Origin of the sequence: Pseudoduganella sp. UC29_71 (genome assembly GCF_042693265.1) — a bacterium.
Classification (GTDB): domain Bacteria; phylum Pseudomonadota; class Gammaproteobacteria; order Burkholderiales; family Burkholderiaceae_D; genus Rugamonas.
This window is the reverse complement of the sequence record NZ_CP170549.1, coordinates 2,098,036-2,114,981: the sequence shown is the minus strand read 5'-3', so window position 1 is coordinate 2,114,981 and position 16,946 is coordinate 2,098,036. Positions and strand designations below refer to the sequence as shown.

Below are 16,946 nucleotides of genomic sequence, written 5' to 3'. Positions count from 1 at the left end.
AGCGTAACCCGCCAAACAGTGGCATCGTCTATAATGTGCGGAGCGCGCGGAGACCTTTCCCGCGCGCTCAACAATTCATAGATGTCATCGATGTCCTTTGACTTAAAAAAAGCACTCCCCAAGCCAGGCAATCGCTTTGCGCTCCCCACCCTGCATGGTTCCGCCGACGCCTACGCGCTGGCGCAAGCCGCGCTTGAACTGAAGGCGCGCGGCCAGATGCTGGCCGTCATCGTCGCCAACGCCAGCGACGGCCAGCGCCTGCTCGACGAAATCCCCTGGTTCGCCGGCGGAGGGGCGGACGCAAAGCTGCGCTGCCACCTGCTGCCCGACTGGGAAACCCTGCCCTACGACGCCTTCTCGCCGCACCAGGACCTGGTCTCCGAGCGCCTGGCCACGCTGCACGAAATCCAGACCGGCCAGTGCGACGTAATGATCGTGCCGGCCACCACGGCGCTGGTGCGCATGGCGCCGCCGTCCTTCCTGGCCGCCTACACTTTCTTCTTCAAGAAGGGCGAGTCGCTGGACGAGGCCAGGCTCAAGTCCCAGCTCACGCTGGCCGGCTACACCCACGTGACGCAAGTGATGTCGCCCGGCGAATACTCGGTGCGCGGCGGCCTGATCGACCTGTTCCCGATGGGCTCCGCGCTGCCTTACCGCCTGGACCTGTTCGGCGACACCATTGAAACCATCCGCACCTTCGACGCCGACACGCAGCGCTCGCTGTATCCGGTGAACGAAGTGCGCCTGCTGCCCGGCCGCGAGTTCCCCATGGACGAAGCGGCCCGCACCACGTTCCGCAGCCGCTGGCGCGAGCAGTTCGAGGGCGATCCCTCCCGCTCCGTGGTCTACAAGGACATCAGCAGCGGCATCGCCTCGGCCGGCATCGAGTACTACCTGCCGCTGTTCTTCGACGAGACGGCCACGCTGTTCGACTACCTGCCCGAAGGCTCCACGCTGGCCATGGTGGGCGACATCGACGCCGCCATCAAGCGCTTCTGGCTGGACACGCAGTCGCGCTACCGCTTCCTGCGCTCGGACCGCGAGCGCCCCATTTTGGCGCCGGAAGCCATCTTCCTCGGCGACGAACAGTTCTTCACGCTGGCCAAGCCGCACGCGCGCATCAGCATTTCGCGTAACGAAGCTGCCAGCCCGTTGGGCCAGGCGTCCGAGATTTCGGCGCCGGTGCCCAACATCGCCGTCAACCGCCACCTGGACGACCCGCTCACCAACCTGCGCGCCTACCTGCTGCAATCCGGCCGCCGCGTGATGGTGTGCGCCGAGTCGAACGGCCGCCGCGAAACGCTGCAGCAGTACTTTGCCGAATTCGGCCTGGCGCTGGCGCCGGTGGAAGGCTTCGACGGCTTCCTGCAGTCGGACGCCAAACTGATGCTGGGCGTGGCCCCGCTGCACGCCGGCTTCGAATGGTCCGCCGGCAAGCAGCAACTAGTGTTCATCACCGAGACCGAGCTGTATGCCGGTTCCGGCCGCCGCGCCGGCAAGAAGAAGCAGGAAGGCGTGACCCAGGTCGAATCCATGGTGCGCGACCTTTCCGAACTGAAGATCGGCGACCCTGTGGTCCACATCAACCACGGCATCGGTCGCTACATGGGCCTGACCAGCATGGACCTGGGCGAAGGCGAAACCGAATTCCTGCACCTGGAATACGCCAAGGACACCAAGTTGTACGTGCCGGTATCGCAGCTGCACGTGATCTCGCGCTACTCCGGCGCCTCGCCGGACGACGCGCCGCTGCATTCGCTCGGCTCCGGACAGTGGGAAAAAGCCAAGCGCAAGGCGGCCGAGCAGGTGCGCGACACCGCCGCCGAGCTGCTCAACCTCTACGCCCGCCGCGCGCTGCGCCAGGGCCACGCCTTTGAGTACTCGGCGCATGACTACGAGCGCTTTGCCGACAGCTTCGGCTTCGACGAAACGCCGGACCAGGCCGCCGCCATCGGCAATGTGCTGAAGGACATGACCTCGGGCAAACCGATGGACCGCCTGGTATGCGGCGACGTCGGCTTCGGCAAGACCGAAGTGGCGCTGCGCGCCGCCTTCATCGCCGTCATGGGCGGCAAGCAGGTGGCCATCCTGGCGCCAACCACGCTGCTGGCCGAACAGCACGCGCAGACCTTCGCCGACCGCTTTGCCGACTGGCCTGTGCGCATCGCCGAAATGTCGCGCTTCCGCAGCGGCAAGGAGATCGCGCAAGCCATCAAGGGCATGTCCGACGGCACGCTGGACATCGTCATCGGCACCCACAAGCTGCTGTCGGATGACGTGAAATTCGAGCGCCTGGGCCTGGTCATCATCGACGAGGAACACCGTTTCGGCGTGCGCCAGAAGGAAGCGCTGAAGTCGCTGCGCGCCGAAGTGGACGTGCTGACGCTGACCGCCACGCCTATCCCGCGCACGCTGGGCATGGCGCTGGAAGGCCTGCGCGACTTCTCCGTGATCGCCACCGCGCCGCAAAAGCGCCTGGCCATCAAGACCTTCGTGCGCAGCGAGAACGAAGGCGTGATCCGCGAAGCCTGCCTGCGCGAGCTGAAACGCGGCGGCCAGGTCTACTTCCTGCACAACGAGGTGGAAACCATCCAGAACCGCCTGGCCGCGCTCACCGAGCTGCTGCCGGAGGCGCGCATCGCCGTGGCGCACGGCCAGATGCACGAGCGCGACCTGGAAAAAGTGATGCGCGACTTCGTGGCGCAGCGCTACAACATCCTGCTGTGCACCACGATTATCGAGACCGGTATCGACGTGCCGACCGCGAACACCATCATCATGCACCGCGCCGACAAGTTCGGCCTGGCGCAGCTGCACCAGCTGCGCGGGCGCGTGGGCCGTTCGCACCACCAGGCATATGCCTACCTGCTGGTGAACGACGTGCAAAGCCTGAGCAAGCAGGCGCAGCGCCGCCTGGACGCGATCCAGCAGATGGAAGAACTGGGCAGCGGCTTCTACCTGGCCATGCACGACCTGGAAATCCGCGGCGCCGGCGAAGTGCTGGGCGAGAGCCAGTCCGGCGAGATGCTGGAAGTGGGTTTCCAGCTCTACACCGACATGCTGAACGAGGCGGTGCGCTCGCTCAAGGCCGGCAAGGAGCCGGACCTGGCCGCGCCGCTATCGTCCACCACCGAGATCAACCTGCACGTGCCAGCGCTGCTGCCGGCCGATTTCTGCGGCGACGTGCACGAGCGGCTTTCAATCTACAAGCGCCTTGCCAACTGTTCTGCCCAGGACAAGATCGACGACTTGCAGGAAGAGATGATCGACCGTTTCGGCAAATTGCCGGAGGCCGCCAAGGCCCTGATCGAGACGCACCGCCTGCGCATCGCAGCAGCCACGGTGGGTATCATCAAGATAGACGCGCACGGCGAAGCGGCCACGCTGCAGTTCATGCCCAAGCCGCCGATCGACCCGATGCGCATCATTACGCTGATACAAAAAAACAAGCAGATCAAGCTCAACGGGCAAGATAAACTGAAGATCACCGCGAACATGCCCGACCTGTCGGCGCGCGTCACGCAAATCAAGACCGCAATTAAACAACTGGTAGCCTGATGAAGAAACGTAAACGACCACACGATGAACCTGGTGCTGCAAGGCCTGGATGGCTGCATGCCGCGCCTGGAACGCATCGCCGCGCTGACCGCGCCGCAGCGCATCGTCCGCATTTCCGACAACGCCATCCGCTGCGAAGGCATCACCTATTCCGTGGCGCTGCGCCAGACCATCGAAGTGGCCGCCCACGCGGCCCAACTGGACGCCACCTACATGATGGGCGTGCACAAGCTCGACGAATACAAGCTGGTGGCCATGGACATGGATTCCACGCTCATCACCATCGAATGCATCGATGAAATCGCCGACATGCAGGGCCTGAAGGCGCAAGTATCCGAGATCACCGAAGCGGCGATGCGCGGCGAACTCGATTTCGCCGCCAGCCTGCGCAAGCGCGTGGCGCTGCTGAAAGGCCTGGACGCATCCGCGCTGCAGCGCGTGTACGACGAGCGCCTGCAGCTGTCGCCGGGCGCCGAAAACATGCTGGCCGCCGTCAAGGCCGCCGGCCTGAAAACGCTGCTGGTATCGGGCGGCTTCACCTTCTTCACAGCGCGCCTGAAAGAGCGCCTGGGCCTGGACTACACGCTGGCCAACGAACTGGAAATCGTGGACGGCAAGCTGACCGGCGAAGTGCTGGGCGAGATCGTGGACGCGGAAGTGAAGAAGCGCACCGTCGAGCACTGCTGCGCCTCGCTGGGCATCAGCGCCAGCGAAGCCATCGTGATGGGCGACGGCGCCAACGACCTGAAGATGATGAGCGTGGCCGGCATGTCGGTCGCCTTCCGCGCCAAGCCCGTGGTGCGCGAACAGGCCAGCGTGGCCCTGAACTTCGTGGGCCTGGACGGCATCCTGAACCTGCTGGCCTGAGCCCCCCGCTTACACCCAGAGGCGGAACGGGATCAGTCCCCACGCCGCCAATACGGCCAGCAGCTGCAGCACCGCTACCAGCGCCAGCCCATCCCGCCAGTTTCGGCCGCGCCACGCGCGCCATAGTCCCCAAGCCATGGCCAGCGGCAGCGCGCCCGTGACTGCCACCAGCAGCAGGCTCGCAGCCGTGCGGTCACCGAGTTGGAGGTAGGACTGCGACAGGAACAGCGGCACCGGCAGCAGCAAGGCAAGCGTACCCACCAGCGGCGCAGCCAACCCGCCGCCAGCAAGCCGCGTGCGCTCCCCGCTGCGCCGGCTGCGCGGCAGCAAGCGCCATATCCCGCAGAGCAGAACGTACGCCAGTCCGGCCAGGCCGGCGGCAAGGCTAAGCCACAGCAGCAGCACGCGTGACGGCGCAGCCTGTTCATAGGTGTGCAGGCCGTCGCTCACCATGCGGCGGCCATCCGCCGAGTGCAGCAGGACGTGGGTGGGTTCAATCCGGCCGCTGGCCTGGAACAGTTGCCCCCCGGCCGGCTTGAGCACCCTGGCTTCGCCCTGGAACGGCATGAAGTGCAGGTCCGCGCCCTGCCAGTCCAGCCGCACGAAATTGAACACGAAATCCACCCAGGCCAGGCTGGACACGGCAAAGGACACCGGCACATACACGCCGCGCCATGCCTCCTTTGGCTCGTTTGTCTCCCTGGGCTCCCCGGGCGCCTTGGCGGCAGCCAGCCCCGCGCCGGCGCCGCCCCGCATCACGGCCCCCGCGCTTGCGGCGCCTGCCCGGGTCAGCGCCAGCCCGGCCAGCAGCCGCTGGTAAAACTGCTCGTAGTCGGCAGTCTCCACATCCGCATTGAAGGCAATGAAGAAGGCCTTGCCTTGCTGGCGATAGACGCACAGCATGGCGCGAAAGCCTATCGTCACGCCGGGATGGCATTGCCCCACCACGCCGTGGCGGTCGCGCGCCGCAAGCGCCAGCCCATGGCCAACCCGCAGTCCCGCCAGTGCGGCATCGGTGCCCGCCGGGCGATCCAGCTGATCCATCAGATCGGCCCCAACCAGCCGCGCAGCACTGGCGCCGGGCACCGTCCCGTCCCCCAACAAAAAGGCCGCGAAGCGGCCCATGTCGGCCGCCGTCGTGGTGAACTGCGAGGCCGGGCGCAAATACATGGCCAGCGCCGGCTGCGCAACGCCGCGCTCGAAATGCCCCATGGCCAGCCGCTTGTCGGCCGCCGCGCCTTCCTGCCCCACGAACTCGAAGGTGCTGTCCACCATGCCCAGCGGCGCGAGTATCTTCGTGTCCAGGTAATGCTCGTAGCGCTTGCCGCTGGCGGCCTCGATGAGCATGCCCAGCAAAGCGTAGCCCATGCTTGAATAGGCGTAGCGGCTGCCGGGACGGGCGTTCACCCGCAGCAGCGATGGATCGCCTGCGAAGGCGGCTGCCAGCGGCGTATCGGCGCGCGGCTCCATGCTGAACAGCTGCCAGAAGCGGATATTGTCCAGCCCCGAGGTGTGCGCAAGCAGGTGCCGCACCCGCACAGGATCGCTCGCGTTCCAGGGATTGTCGATGGCCAGCGCAGGCAGCAGCGGCGCCACCGGCGTATCCAGGGACAGCTTGCCCTCGGTGACGAGCCGTAGCACGCCCATCGCCAGCACCGTCTTCGCAACCGACCCGACGTGTACCTTGCTGTCCGGCGCCATGCGTTCGCCGGTGGCAGCGTTTTTCAGGCCGGCCGCGCCGATGGACGCAACCCCTCCCGCGCCGGCCGTACTCCAGACGGCGCCAGCCAGCCCCTCTTGCCGCAGCGCGCTCTCGATCGAGGGGTGGAGCTGCGGTTCAGCGGCATATGCCAGCGCCCCCGTCGCTAGCGGCGGCATCAGCAACGACAGCAACGGCAGCAGCAGCGCCAAAGCGCCCCGGCACAGGTATCTCGGTGTGGTTAAAATGATCATTGCGCCCACTCTACCAGCAGTGGGCGCAAGCTTCCACCTCTAACCGAACGCTTTGTACGCGGCCTCAGAACTTGTAGGTCGCGCCCACGAAGTAGCGCCGGCCGGACCAGGCCATCTCGTTGCGGCGCGAGGTGGAACCGGAGTTCAGGTACTGCGCTTCATCCGACAGGTTCTTGCCCTCGAACGAAATGGTCAGGTTGTCGTTCACGCGGTACTGGATCTTCGCGTCCAGGAAGCCCACCGCTTCGCCGTACACCGGCAAGGACGCGTTGGCGTCCACCGTGCCGGTGTAGTAGGCATCGCGGTAGTTGTATGCCAGGCGCGCGTTCCACTGCCCCATGTCGTACCAGATGCCCAGGTTGTAGCTATTGCGGGACATGCCCGGATACGGCAGCACCGTGTTGTCCAGCGGGTTAAGCAGCTCCTTGCCCGGCGCGTACGCGAAGGACATGCGGGTGTAGTTGGCGTCCACGCCCAGGCCGCCCAGCAGGCCGGGCAGCATGGTCAGCGCGGTGCGGCCGGCCAGTTCCCAGCCCTTGGTGACGGCCCCTTCGCTGTTGATGGAGGTCTTCAGGTCCCACAGCCGGCCGTCGCCGAACACGTCCTGGTTGGGCAGCACCACGTCGTTCTGGATATAGCTGGCGATATCCTTGCGGAAGAAGGCCAGCGACAGCTGCGAATCGCGCGACGGGTACCACTCCACGCTCAGGTCCTTGTTCGTGGCGCGGAACGGCTTCAGGTTGACGTTGCCGCCGGTGCAGTCGTCCGCGCTGCCGTCGCCGCCGAACTGCGACTGGCCGCTGTTGGCGATGCAGTTCACGGTTGGCGTCAGCCGGTCGATGAAGGGTCGCGACATGACCTTGCCCCAGCCCAGCCGCGCCACCAGCGTGTTCGGCACCAGCCAGCCGGCCAGGTTGAAGCTCGGCAGCGTGTCGCTGTACTTGTTCTTCACCGTGACGATGTCATTGGCCAGCACGGTCTCCACGCGCGCGCCGGTGGAAGGATTGAGCGAATAGGCGCGGTAGGAGCGCAAGCCGGTGGCGCTGGTTTCCGTGCCCGCGTAGCGCAAGCCGATATTGCCGTCCCAGGCCACGCCGAACAGCTCGTGCTCGAAGTCCGCCCGCACATAGAAGGCCTTGATGCGCTCCTCCACCGCAAACTGCGGCGGCATGGCGTACATCTTGCCGTCGCTGCCGATGGATTCGCGCAGCAGATCGTGGTTGTAGCGGCTCAGGTCAAAGAATTGCGCCGAGTTGGCGAAGCTGGGCGCCATCCATCCGCTCGGATAGCCGCTCAGGCCGTCGTAGCCGTTGAGGAAAGTGCCGGGCGTGTTGGTGCGGATGGCGTCCACCAGCGTGGCCATCTGCGGCGCGGTCACGTAGCGCGTGGTGTTGTTGGCGGTAAGGCCGGTGCCGGGGATGGTGGCGCCGCCGTTGCGCAGCACGCCGCTGGTGTTGAGCGGATCGAAAATGATCTCGTGTATCACCTCAGGGCTGCGCACGATAATGTCGTCGGCCGTGCTGTTCGGGTTTGCTCCCGGGCTGGCCATGTAACCAGTCCAGCGGTACTGTTCGGAAGTGGACTTGCGGCCCTGGCCGCCGAAATGCAGCGTGGTCAGGAAGGGCATGTCGGGACGGTACTTCAGGTCCAGCTTGACCTGGTCTTCCGTGTTGTCGGTGAACGAAGGCTGGTATTGCGAGCGGATGCGCGTGTAGCTGCTGCTCTTGTTCGGATCGAAACTGGCCGGGAAGACGAACTTCGGCAGCCCCTGGTCGTCGAAATTGACTTGCAGGCCAGGGATATTCGCATCCAGCACGATGTTATTGGTGTGCAGCTCGTAGAACGAATCGGTCTTCGCCACCAGGCCCTCGGCAGACCACGCGCCGCTCTTCCAGTTGAAGCCGCCGGAGCGGTAGTTGGAATCGATGTTCAGCGCGAAGTCGCGCGCCGCGGTGTTGAAGTTGTAGGATGCGCCCTCGCCCGGCACGTTGACACAGCTACCGGCAACGAAGGACGTCATCACGTGGTTGGTGAAGGCCATGCCCGGCGGCGTCACGCCCGTCGGCGGCTCGGCGCAGGAGGCGGCAGGCGTGGACAGCGGCGCGCCGTTCGCGCCGTACACGGGCGCCACGCCGGACGTGGAAAAGCGCTTCACGGCGCCGAAGTCGGTCACATAATTGCGGTCGTTGAGCTTCTGCTTCTGGTCGTTCTTGTTGTAGCGCGCCCACACGTTCAGGTTGTTGTCCACCTTGTACTGCGCCGTGAGCTCGGCGCTGGAGCGCTCGTGGTCGCGGGTCCAGATGCCATAGCGCGGCACGCCGGGCGAATAATCGAACCACTGGCTGTCGCACGCCGTCTTGTCGGCCCCGCCCAGCGCGGCGCAGCCGGCCTTCGAGCCAACGGCGGCGGCGCGCGGATTCAGGCTGGTGTTGGTCTTCTCGGGCGACTGGTCCCAGTCGCGGAAGTAGCGCCAGTTGCTGTTGCGGACGTAATCGTTCTGCGTATAGACCTTGTCGTACACCAGGTTGGCCATCAGGCCCAGGCGGCCGTCCAGGAATTTGTCGGCGAACAGCAGGCTGCCGCGCGGCTGGGCGCCGCCGCGGTTGGTGCTGTGCTCCCCTTCCAGTTTCAGCACCACCGTGCGCTTCTTGAAATCGAGCGGCATATTGGTCTTGATGCTCACCGTGCCGCCGATGCCGCCCTCGGTCTGGTCCGCCGTCACGCCCTTGAACACGTCGATGGACTTGATCAGTTCCGCCGGCAGTTCACGCAATTCCGCGCCCCGGCCGGCCGTGCCGTTGGTGCTCAGCACGGACAGCCCGTTGATTTCGATCCGGTTCAGGTTCGCCTCCACGCCCCGGATGTTGACCTGAGACCCCTCGCCGAAGTCGCGCGAGAGCTGCACGCCGGTGACGCGCGACAGCGCCTCGCCCACGTTCTTGTCCGGGAATTCCCCGATATCCTCGGCAACGATGGAATCGACCACCGTGCTGGCGTTCTTCTTGCGGTCGATGGCGCTGGCCACCGACTGGCGAGTGCCGGACACGATCACAACGCTGCCGCCGGGAGCTTCCTGCGCAAACACCGCAGGCGTGGCGAACATCGAGAGCGCGCCCGCCACAGCGGCGGCGCAGGCGGTAGGACGGATGAAGCGATGGCTATTGCTGATTGACGGCATGCGTAGGTCCCCTATTATTTTTTATGGTGAGCTTGCAAGCCGCGAGGCGCCTTGCGAAATCAATAATAGGCCGAAACAATTGACACAAATCGTCAACAATTTGACTAATTCCACGCGGCCGGCCGCCTACTCCTACTTCTACTCCCTGTTGCGCAGCGCCTGCGGCAAGCCATACATGACGATCGTTGCGCACAGCAGCGCCAGCCCGGCAATCACGTACAGCGCCGGCGTTGTGCTGCCGCTGATGTCCTTAATGCGGCCAACCATCACCGGGCTGACGATGCCGCCCAGCTGCCCCAGCGTGTTAATCAGCGCAATGCCGCCCGCCGCGCCGGCGCCCGTCACCAGCTTGGGCGGCAGCGCCCAGAATGCCGGGATGGCAGCCACCACGCCTGCGCCCATCACGCCCAGCGCCACGATCAGCATCACGGTGTTCTTGTCGAACCAGCCCGCGCTGACAAAGCCCAGCGCCGCCAGCACCAGCAAGCCGGCCACGAACTTGCGCCGTTCGCCGCTGGCGTCCGACAGCCGCCCCACGAGCACCATGGTGATGGCGCCGCACACATACGGCACCGCAGTCAGCCAGCCGATAAGGGCCGGGCTCTGGGTGCCTGCGCTGCGGATCAGGTGCGGCGCCCAGAAGTTCAGCCCGTAGGACGCCACCTGGATCAGGAAGTACACCAGGCCCAGGGTGAGGAAGCCCGGCGTCTTGATGGCACCCAGCAGCGAATGACCGCCATCCTTGGGCGCGGCCTGCGCCACGCTGCCGCGCAGCAGCGCCTGTTCCTCGCGCGTCAGCCAGTGCGCGTCGTCGATGCGGTCCTTCAGCTGGTTCAGCACCACCAGGCCGAGCGCCACGCAGGGCACGCCGCCCAGCATGAACAGCCAGTGCCAGCCGCGCAGGCCGCCCACGCCTTCCAGGTGCGCCAGGATCTGCCCGGACACCGGCGCGCCGATCAGCCCCGCGAATGCGGACGCCAGGAACAGCAGCGAGGTGACGCGGCCCCGGAAGGACGCCGGGAACCACAGCGTGAGGTAGTACAGCACGCCGGGCGCGAAGCCCGCCTCCATGGCGCCGATCAGGAAGCGCAGCGCGTAGAACTGCCACTCGCTGGTGACGAACACCATGGCGGCGGTGGCCAGTCCCCAGGAAATCATGATGCGCGCGATCCAGCGCCGCGCGCCCACTTTGTACAGGAACATATTGCTGGGCACTTCGAACAGCACGTAGCCCACCACGAACAGGCTGGCGCCCAGGCCGTAGGCGGTGTCGCTCAGCCCCAGGTCGCCCTGCAGCTGGAATTTGGCGAAGCTGATGTTGATGCGGTCGAAAAAGGCGAACAGGTAGCAGATCATAATCAGCGGCATGATGCGCCACGCTACCTTGCGCACCACGGCGTCGATACCCGGATCGATATCGGTGGCCACCGGAGCGGCGGCGATTGCGGATGGATTGGACATGCGGGTCTCCTTGCCGGCCGCCTCGCAGGGGCCGGTCATAGCTTTTAAGGGATAAAAAGGGTTAAGCGGCCTGGCGCTGCAAGGCTTCGGGCAGCGGATGCAGGTCGCAATTGCGCCCCGCCTTGGCCACCTGGCCCGGCACCTCGTGTCCCAGCAGCGCGGGCAATCCGCGCGACAGGGCGATCAGCTTCGGCAGGTCGATGCCGGTGGCGATGCCCATTTCTTCGCACATGTTCACCAGGTCTTCCGTGCAGATCTGCCGGAAGCGCCAGGCGCGAAGGGGCAGCCGCCCAGGCCGCCCAGCGCCGCGTCGAAGCGCAGCGCGCCGGCTTCGTAGGCGGCCAGCACGTTCACCAGCCCCAGGCCACGCGTGTTATGGAAATGCAGCGTGAGCGCGGACGTGGGCAGGCGCGCACGCACGCGCCGCACCAGCCGGGCCACCTGGCGCGGCTGAGCCATGCCGGTGGTGTCGGCCAGCGTAATGCCGGTGATGCCCAGCTCCAGGTACTGGTCCACCAGCGACAGCACGCGGTCCTCGCCGATGGCGCCCTCGAACGGGCAGCCGAAGGCCGTGGCCACGGTGCCGTTCAGCAGCACGCCACTGCCCCGCGTGTGGGCGCAGATCTCGGCGAAGGCAGCCAGCGACTGCTCGCAGTCCATGCGCATATTGGCGCGGTTGTGCGCCTGGCTGGCGGACATTACCAGGTTGAGCTCATCGGCGTCCGCCATGATGGCGCGCTGCGCCCCCTTCAGGTTGGGCACCAGCGCCACGTAGATCACGCTGGGCTGGCGCCGCATGCGCAGGAACACTTCGTCGCCGTCGCGCAGCGCCGGTATCGCCTTGGGCGACACGAACGACCCCGCCTCGATGCGCGAGAAGCCGGCCCCGGACAGCGCCTCGATCAGCGCCACCTTATCCCCGGTGGGCACCCACGTCGGCTCGATCTGCAGGCCGTCGCGCGGGGACACTTCCTGGATCACCATGTATTCGCCCTTCATTGCACCACTCCTTCGTTCTTCATGCGTTGAATGTCCGCCGCTGCGATGCCCAGCTCCGCCAGCACGGCCGATGTGTGTTCGCCCAGCGCCGGCCCCTGCCAGCGCACTTCGCCCGGCGTATCCGACAGCTTGGGCACGATGCCCGGCATCTTCACCTGGGTGCCGCCCGGCAGTTCAGCGTCCAGGATCATGCCGCGCGCCTGGTAGTGAGGGTCCGCCACGATGTCCGCCGCCGAATAGATGCGGCCTGCGGGCACGCCGGTTTCCTCCAGCGCGGCCAGCACGTTTTCTATGCTGTTGGCAGAAGTCCAGCCCGCGATCGCCGCATCCAGCAGCGCCGACTGCGCGGCGCGCCCGTCGTTCTGCGCGAACGCAGGATCTTCCGCCAGGTCCGGCCGGCCGATCACGTTCATCAAACGCTTGAAAATGGGGTTGCTGTTGCCGGCGATGACGACGTAGGCGCCGTCCCGCGTGGGATAGGTGTTGGAAGGCGCGATGCCCGGCAAGGCGCCGCCGCTGCGCTCGCGCACATGGCCCAGCAGGTCGTACTCGGGCACCAGGCTTTCCATCAGGTTGAACACGCTCTCCATCAGCGACACGTCCACCACCTGGCCTTCGCCTTGCCCCGTCTTCACGCGCAGCACGGACATCAGCGCGCCCATCACCGCGTGCAGCGAGGCCAGCGAATCGCCCAGGCTCACGCCCGCACGGGCCGGCACGCCGTCGGCCTCGCCGGTGGTGTAGCGGATGCCGCCCATGGCCTCGCCAATGGCGCCGAAGCCCGGCCTGTCCTTGTACGGGCCGGTCTGGCCGTAGCCCGAAATGCGCACCATGGTCAGCCCGGGATTGAGCGCATGCAGCACGTCCCAGCCCAGGCCCAGCTTCTCCAGCGCGCCCGGCTTGAGGTTCTCGATCAGCACGTCCGCGCCAGCGGCCAGGCGCTTGACGATGTCTATGCCCTCGTCCGACTTCAGGTTGATGGAAATGGATTTCTTGTTGCGCGACTGCAGATACCACCAGAGCGAGGTGCCCTCGTGCAGCTTGCGCCATTTGCGGATAGGATCGCCGTCCACCGGCGCCTCGATCTTGATCACTTCCGCGCCGAATTCGGCCATCATGCGCGCCGCGAACGGCGCTGCGATCAGGGTGCCGATCTCGATCACCTTGATGCCTGCGAGTGGTCCACTCATGTTTGTCTCCTCCTGATGAATGAACGTCAGGATAGAGAACGGCTGCGCGAGCGTCCAACCGTAAGAATTCAAGCTGCGTTCGCGAAAACGCGAACGCTCGGCCGCTAAGCCGCGCGCGCCTCCGCGTCGCGCAGATGGTCGAACAACGCCTGCGTCACCGGCGACAGCGACAGCGGGTCGCGCACGATGATCTTCAGCTCGCGCGGCGCCCATTCATCGGCCAGCTCCACCGCCACCAGCCCGAGCGGCCGGCCGATGGCCTGGAACACCTCGAACGGGATCACGCCCAGCCCCATGCCCACCTGCGCCATGCGGCACACCGCGTCGAATCCCGGCACCTGGATGCGCACCTGCAGCGCCCGCCCCGCCTCGCGCGCCGCCAGATGCATGCGCGAGTTGATGGAGCTGTTCACGTGCAGGCCCACATGGTCGCAATCGAGCGTATCGGCAAAAGCCACGCGGCCGCGCTGCGCCAGCGCGTGGTCGGCGCGCATCACCAGTACCAGCCGGTCGCGCCGGTACAGCTCCGTGTGCAGGGCGCGCGTATCCACGTCGCCCGAGCAGATGCCGATATCGGCCCAGCTATCCTCCACGCCGCGCACTACGCCCTCGCTGGGCCGCTCTTCCAGGTCCAGCTTCACCTGTTCGTGCTGCTGCAGGAAAGCGCGCAAGTCCTCGGGGAGGAACTCCACGATGGCCGACAGGTTGGCCACCATGCGCACGTAGCCGCGCACGCCCTGCGCATGCTCGGCCAGCTCCACGCCTATCTTCTCCACGCTCAGCAGCATGCGCCGCGCATGGGTCAGCAGCGTGTGGCCGGCCGGGGTCAGCTCCATGCCGCGCGCCTTGCGCGAAAACAGCGCCACGCCCACCGCCTGCTCCAGGTCCACCAGCCGCTTGCTGGCCGCCGACACGGCGATCGCCTCCCGCTCGGCCGCGCGCGTGAGCGTGCCCTCCTCCTGCACCGCCAGGAAAAGCTGCAGCGTGGTCAGGTCCAGTTTGCGCAGAAGATTATTGATAGCCATGCCGCGCACTTTAACAGGAGTGCCCAAAGCTTAAAAGATTCGCTACACTGTCATATCAACTTTGCAAGGAGTAAACAATGGCAAGCGAAATCGTTTTGGACAACCGCCTGGAATCGGCCAAGAACACGGCCTGGTGGCTCTACCTGCTGCACGGCGTGGCCTTTGTGTTCTCCATGGGCACGCTGTCGCTGCTGGTACTGATCATTAACTACGTGCAGCGCCCGTCCACCGAAGGCACTTTCGTGTACAGCCACCACAGCTGGCAGATCCGCACCTTCTGGTGGTATCTGGTGTGGTTCGTGTTCGGCATCATGTTCGCGGTCACCTTCATCGGCCTGGTCGTGGCGGTGCCGATCTGGGTCGTGGCCTGGCTGTGGTCCGCCTACCGCCTGATCCGCGGCATCAAGGACCTGAACGACAACCGCCCGATGCCGGAATGATATGGACATCGCGCAGCAGATACGGGAACACAACCGCCAGTTCCGGCAGACCAACAACACCGACCTGGTGACCAAGATCGCCCGCATGCAGGAAGACGTGTTCCCCTTCTACCGCGCGACCGCCCACCTGTTCTACCGCGACATGGCGGCGCTGCCGTCCTCGCCGTTCACCAATGCGCAAACGGCCCGCTGCTGGCTGTCCGGCGACGCCCACCTGGCCAACTTCGGCGCCATGCGCGACGCCAGCGGCGTTGAAGTATTCGCCGTCAGCGACATCGACGAAGCATGGATCGGCCACTACCTGTGGGACCTGCGGCGCCTGGCCGCGAGCCTGCTGCTGGCCAGCTACGCCAGCGACATCGCTGCGGCCGAGCGGCGCGCCGCGATCGCCGCCATGGCCACCGCCTACCTCGCCAGCATGGCCGATTTCAAGGACAGCGGCGGCGAGCTGACCTTCCGCCTGACCGCCGACAACACCAGCGGCGTGGTGCAGAAAGCCATCAAAAAAGCCGCCAAGGCCGACCGCAAGGAATTCCTGGCCAAGTTCAAAGGCCCGGACACGCGCCCCGTGGCGGACGCCATCCGCGACGCCGTGGCCGCCGCCATGCCGGACTACGTGAGCCGCATCCCCCTGCCCGCGCGCAAGCCGGTGGCCTGGTACGAAGTGCTGGGCGTGCGCCAGCGCCTCGGCGCCGGCATGGGCAGCCTGGGCAAACTGCGCTACTACGCCCTGCTGCAAGGCAGCGGCGGGGAGGACGGCCACGTCATTTTGGAACTGAAGCAAGCCATCCCCAGTGCGGTGGCCCCGGCCAGTCCCGGCGCGCTGCCGTCCGCGTTCTACGGCGGGCACGAAGGCCGGCGCATCGCCCGCGCCCAGCAAGCCATGCAGCTCGACGCCGACGTGCTGACCGGCTACGCCACCATCGGCGGCATGCCCTTCCACGTGCACGAAAAGGCGCCCACGGACAAGGATTTCAAGTATGAGGACATCACCACCGAGTCCGAACTCAACAAGGCCGCCGCCACGCTGGGCATGGCGCTCGCAGCGGCCCACGCCCGTGCCGACCGGGACTACGACGCGCAGCTGGCCAAAGTCGGCATCGCCCAGCAGATCACCGACGCCGTCACCAGCCGTGCCGGCTTCATCGCCGAGCTGACCGGCTTTGCGGACGCCTACGCCGCCAAAGTGCGCCAGGACTGGCAAGCCTTCAAAGCCGCCCTCGCGCGCGGCGAGCCGATGTACTGAACGCCAGCTTGATTTCGGTCTAAACGCGCGCGCCCGGTGCGCTCTACCATGGAAGTTCTTCGTGGAACCGGGAGGCGACATGAAACTCGCAGCCGCACTGCTCTGCGCCGCGCTGTCCGCCGGCGGCGCGCAAGCCCAACAGGAAGAAATCGTGTGCCCGCCCGCCATCCTGGCGTCCACCATCGTGACCACGGCCGAAGGCTGGGAACCGGTCGGCGGCGCCGCCGAATACAAGCTCGAGCACGCCCAGCTCTTCTCCGGCCACCCCAGCGACGAAGTGCAAGTGACGCCCGACGAAAGCGCGAAGGGCAAGAGCCTGATTGCGCAATGGCGCATCAAGCACGAGCAAGCGCCCGAATTCTGGATCGGCTGCGCCTACCGCGACACCACCGTCGTCCTCGCCCGTAAGCTCGACACCCGCCTCTCCCGCTGCGTTGCCCGCTACGACCAGACCGACGGCCCGCCGCCGGGGCATTTGCAGTCGCTGACCTGCTCCTGAGGCGGCTTGCCGTCCGCAAATAAGGAATTCTTGCTCCGCGCTTCGCTGTCGTCGCTATCAGAGCGAAACCTAATCGTCTATCGATGCCAGGCCTTGGCGCATTTTTTCTTTCAGGCCGTCCAGCATTTGCTGGAGCACTTCGGGCGGGTGCCCCGTCCAGTCTTCCACTTTACCGACGATTCTCAGTGGGTGGCGGGTCCGGTAGGACTGGGTGGGGTTGCCGGGGAAGCGCTTGTTCGTCAGGTTAGGGTCGTCCTCAAACGTTCCGGTGGGTTCAACGAGGTAGATGTAGCCACGGTGCCGGTCTCCGGACAGCGCGGTGGACAGCTCGGCGCCCCAGACTGCGGGCTCCAGCAGCGCGCTGAAATAGACGTTGTTCGCGACCCGCCCTTCCTCGAAGTTGGAGGCAAAACCGGGCACCAGCAGTTCGCCGATGTCGAGCTGGTATTTGGTGCCATGGTAGAACGGCCCTGTGACGTTGCTGCAGCTTTCATGGGTGACTGGAATCCAATCCGGGTTGCTCATCTGCG

The 16,946-nt window shown here is 66.0% G+C and carries 11 protein-coding genes and 1 pseudogene; 5 read left to right on the top strand and 7 right to left on the bottom strand.

The genetic code is table 11. From position 1 onward, the window contains the following. Nucleotides 1–90: 90 nt before the first annotated feature. Both mfd and serB read left to right on the top strand, forming a co-directional pair. Nucleotides 91–3,558: a transcription-repair coupling factor gene (gene mfd / locus ACFJI2_RS09305; protein WP_377704746.1), complete on the top strand. Its 3,468-nt coding sequence runs from the start codon at nt 91–93 to the stop codon at nt 3,556–3,558. Between the two features lie 24 nt (nt 3,559–3,582). After that, nucleotides 3,583–4,425, top strand: coding sequence for a phosphoserine phosphatase SerB (serB, locus tag ACFJI2_RS09300; RefSeq protein ID WP_377704745.1), 843 nt, complete (start codon nt 3,583–3,585; stop codon nt 4,423–4,425). 9 nt (nt 4,426–4,434) lie between these two features. Here the strand turns inward: serB and ACFJI2_RS09295 are convergent, their stop codons facing one another. The 6 genes and pseudogenes from ACFJI2_RS09295 to ACFJI2_RS09270 form a co-directional block, all read right to left on the bottom strand. Next, entirely contained in the window at nt 4,435–6,378 is a 1,944-nt protein-coding gene (locus ACFJI2_RS09295) for a serine hydrolase domain-containing protein (protein WP_377704744.1), read from the bottom strand. A 64-nt stretch (nt 6,379–6,442) separates the two neighbouring features. Further along, on the bottom strand, nt 6,443–9,556 hold the full coding sequence (locus tag ACFJI2_RS09290; RefSeq protein WP_377704743.1) for a TonB-dependent receptor: 3,114 nt from the start codon (nt 9,554–9,556) through the stop codon (nt 6,443–6,445). 138 nt (nt 9,557–9,694) lie between these two features. Next, nucleotides 9,695–11,017, bottom strand: a complete 1,323-nt coding sequence (locus ACFJI2_RS09285) for an MFS transporter (protein WP_377704742.1) — start codon at nt 11,015–11,017, stop codon at nt 9,695–9,697. 61 nt (nt 11,018–11,078) lie between these two features. Continuing rightward, nucleotides 11,079–12,016 (bottom strand): annotated as a pseudogene (locus ACFJI2_RS09280) (hydroxymethylglutaryl-CoA lyase). After that, nucleotides 12,013–13,206, bottom strand: a complete 1,194-nt coding sequence (locus tag ACFJI2_RS09275; RefSeq protein ID WP_377704741.1) for a CaiB/BaiF CoA transferase family protein — start codon at nt 13,204–13,206, stop codon at nt 12,013–12,015. Before ACFJI2_RS09275 ends, ACFJI2_RS09280 begins: the two are co-directional and overlap by 4 nt. Nucleotides 13,207–13,310: 104 nt before the next feature. After that, complete coding sequence (locus ACFJI2_RS09270; protein WP_377704740.1) at nt 13,311–14,231, bottom strand: LysR family transcriptional regulator; 921 nt, start codon at nt 14,229–14,231, stop codon at nt 13,311–13,313. A 77-nt stretch (nt 14,232–14,308) separates the two neighbouring features. Here ACFJI2_RS09270 and ACFJI2_RS09265 point away from each other — a divergent pair, with 77 nt between their 5' ends. The 3 genes from ACFJI2_RS09265 (at nt 14,309) to ACFJI2_RS09255 (ending at nt 16,416) form a co-directional block, all read left to right on the top strand. Next, complete coding sequence (locus ACFJI2_RS09265; RefSeq protein WP_377704739.1) at nt 14,309–14,671, top strand: DUF4870 family protein; 363 nt, start codon at nt 14,309–14,311, stop codon at nt 14,669–14,671. A 1-nt stretch (nt 14,672) separates the two neighbouring features. After that, nucleotides 14,673–15,917, top strand: coding sequence for a DUF2252 family protein (locus ACFJI2_RS09260; protein WP_377704738.1), 1,245 nt, complete (start codon nt 14,673–14,675; stop codon nt 15,915–15,917). A 79-nt stretch (nt 15,918–15,996) separates the two neighbouring features. Next, complete coding sequence (locus ACFJI2_RS09255; protein ID WP_377704737.1) at nt 15,997–16,416, top strand: STY0301 family protein; 420 nt, start codon at nt 15,997–15,999, stop codon at nt 16,414–16,416. A gap of 69 nt (nt 16,417–16,485) precedes the next feature. Here ACFJI2_RS09255 and arr read toward each other — a convergent pair whose 3' ends face one another. Next, complete coding sequence (arr, locus tag ACFJI2_RS09250) at nt 16,486–16,941, bottom strand: NAD(+)--rifampin ADP-ribosyltransferase (protein WP_377704736.1); 456 nt, start codon at nt 16,939–16,941, stop codon at nt 16,486–16,488. Nucleotides 16,942–16,946 lie beyond the last annotated feature (5 nt).

Excerpts from the sequence above, each read along its gene's own strand:
- mfd (WP_377704746.1), top strand. The coding sequence starts at position 91 with ATGTCCTTTGACTTAAAAAAAGCACTCCCCAAGCCAGGCAATCGCTTT.
- serB (WP_377704745.1), top strand. The coding sequence starts at position 3,583 with ATGAACCTGGTGCTGCAAGGCCTGGATGGCTGCATGCCGCGCCTGGAA.
- ACFJI2_RS09295 (WP_377704744.1), bottom strand. The coding sequence starts at position 6,378 with ATGATCATTTTAACCACACCGAGATACCTGTGCCGGGGCGCTTTGGCG.
- ACFJI2_RS09290 (WP_377704743.1), bottom strand. The coding sequence starts at position 9,556 with ATGCCGTCAATCAGCAATAGCCATCGCTTCATCCGTCCTACCGCCTGC.
- ACFJI2_RS09285 (WP_377704742.1), bottom strand. The coding sequence starts at position 11,017 with ATGTCCAATCCATCCGCAATCGCCGCCGCTCCGGTGGCCACCGATATC.
- ACFJI2_RS09275 (WP_377704741.1), bottom strand. The coding sequence starts at position 13,206 with ATGAGTGGACCACTCGCAGGCATCAAGGTGATCGAGATCGGCACCCTG.
- ACFJI2_RS09270 (WP_377704740.1), bottom strand. The coding sequence starts at position 14,231 with ATGGCTATCAATAATCTTCTGCGCAAACTGGACCTGACCACGCTGCAG.
- ACFJI2_RS09265 (WP_377704739.1), top strand. The coding sequence starts at position 14,309 with ATGGCAAGCGAAATCGTTTTGGACAACCGCCTGGAATCGGCCAAGAAC.
- ACFJI2_RS09260 (WP_377704738.1), top strand. The coding sequence starts at position 14,673 with ATGGACATCGCGCAGCAGATACGGGAACACAACCGCCAGTTCCGGCAG.
- ACFJI2_RS09255 (WP_377704737.1), top strand. The coding sequence starts at position 15,997 with ATGAAACTCGCAGCCGCACTGCTCTGCGCCGCGCTGTCCGCCGGCGGC.
- arr (WP_377704736.1), bottom strand. The coding sequence starts at position 16,941 with ATGAGCAACCCGGATTGGATTCCAGTCACCCATGAAAGCTGCAGCAAC.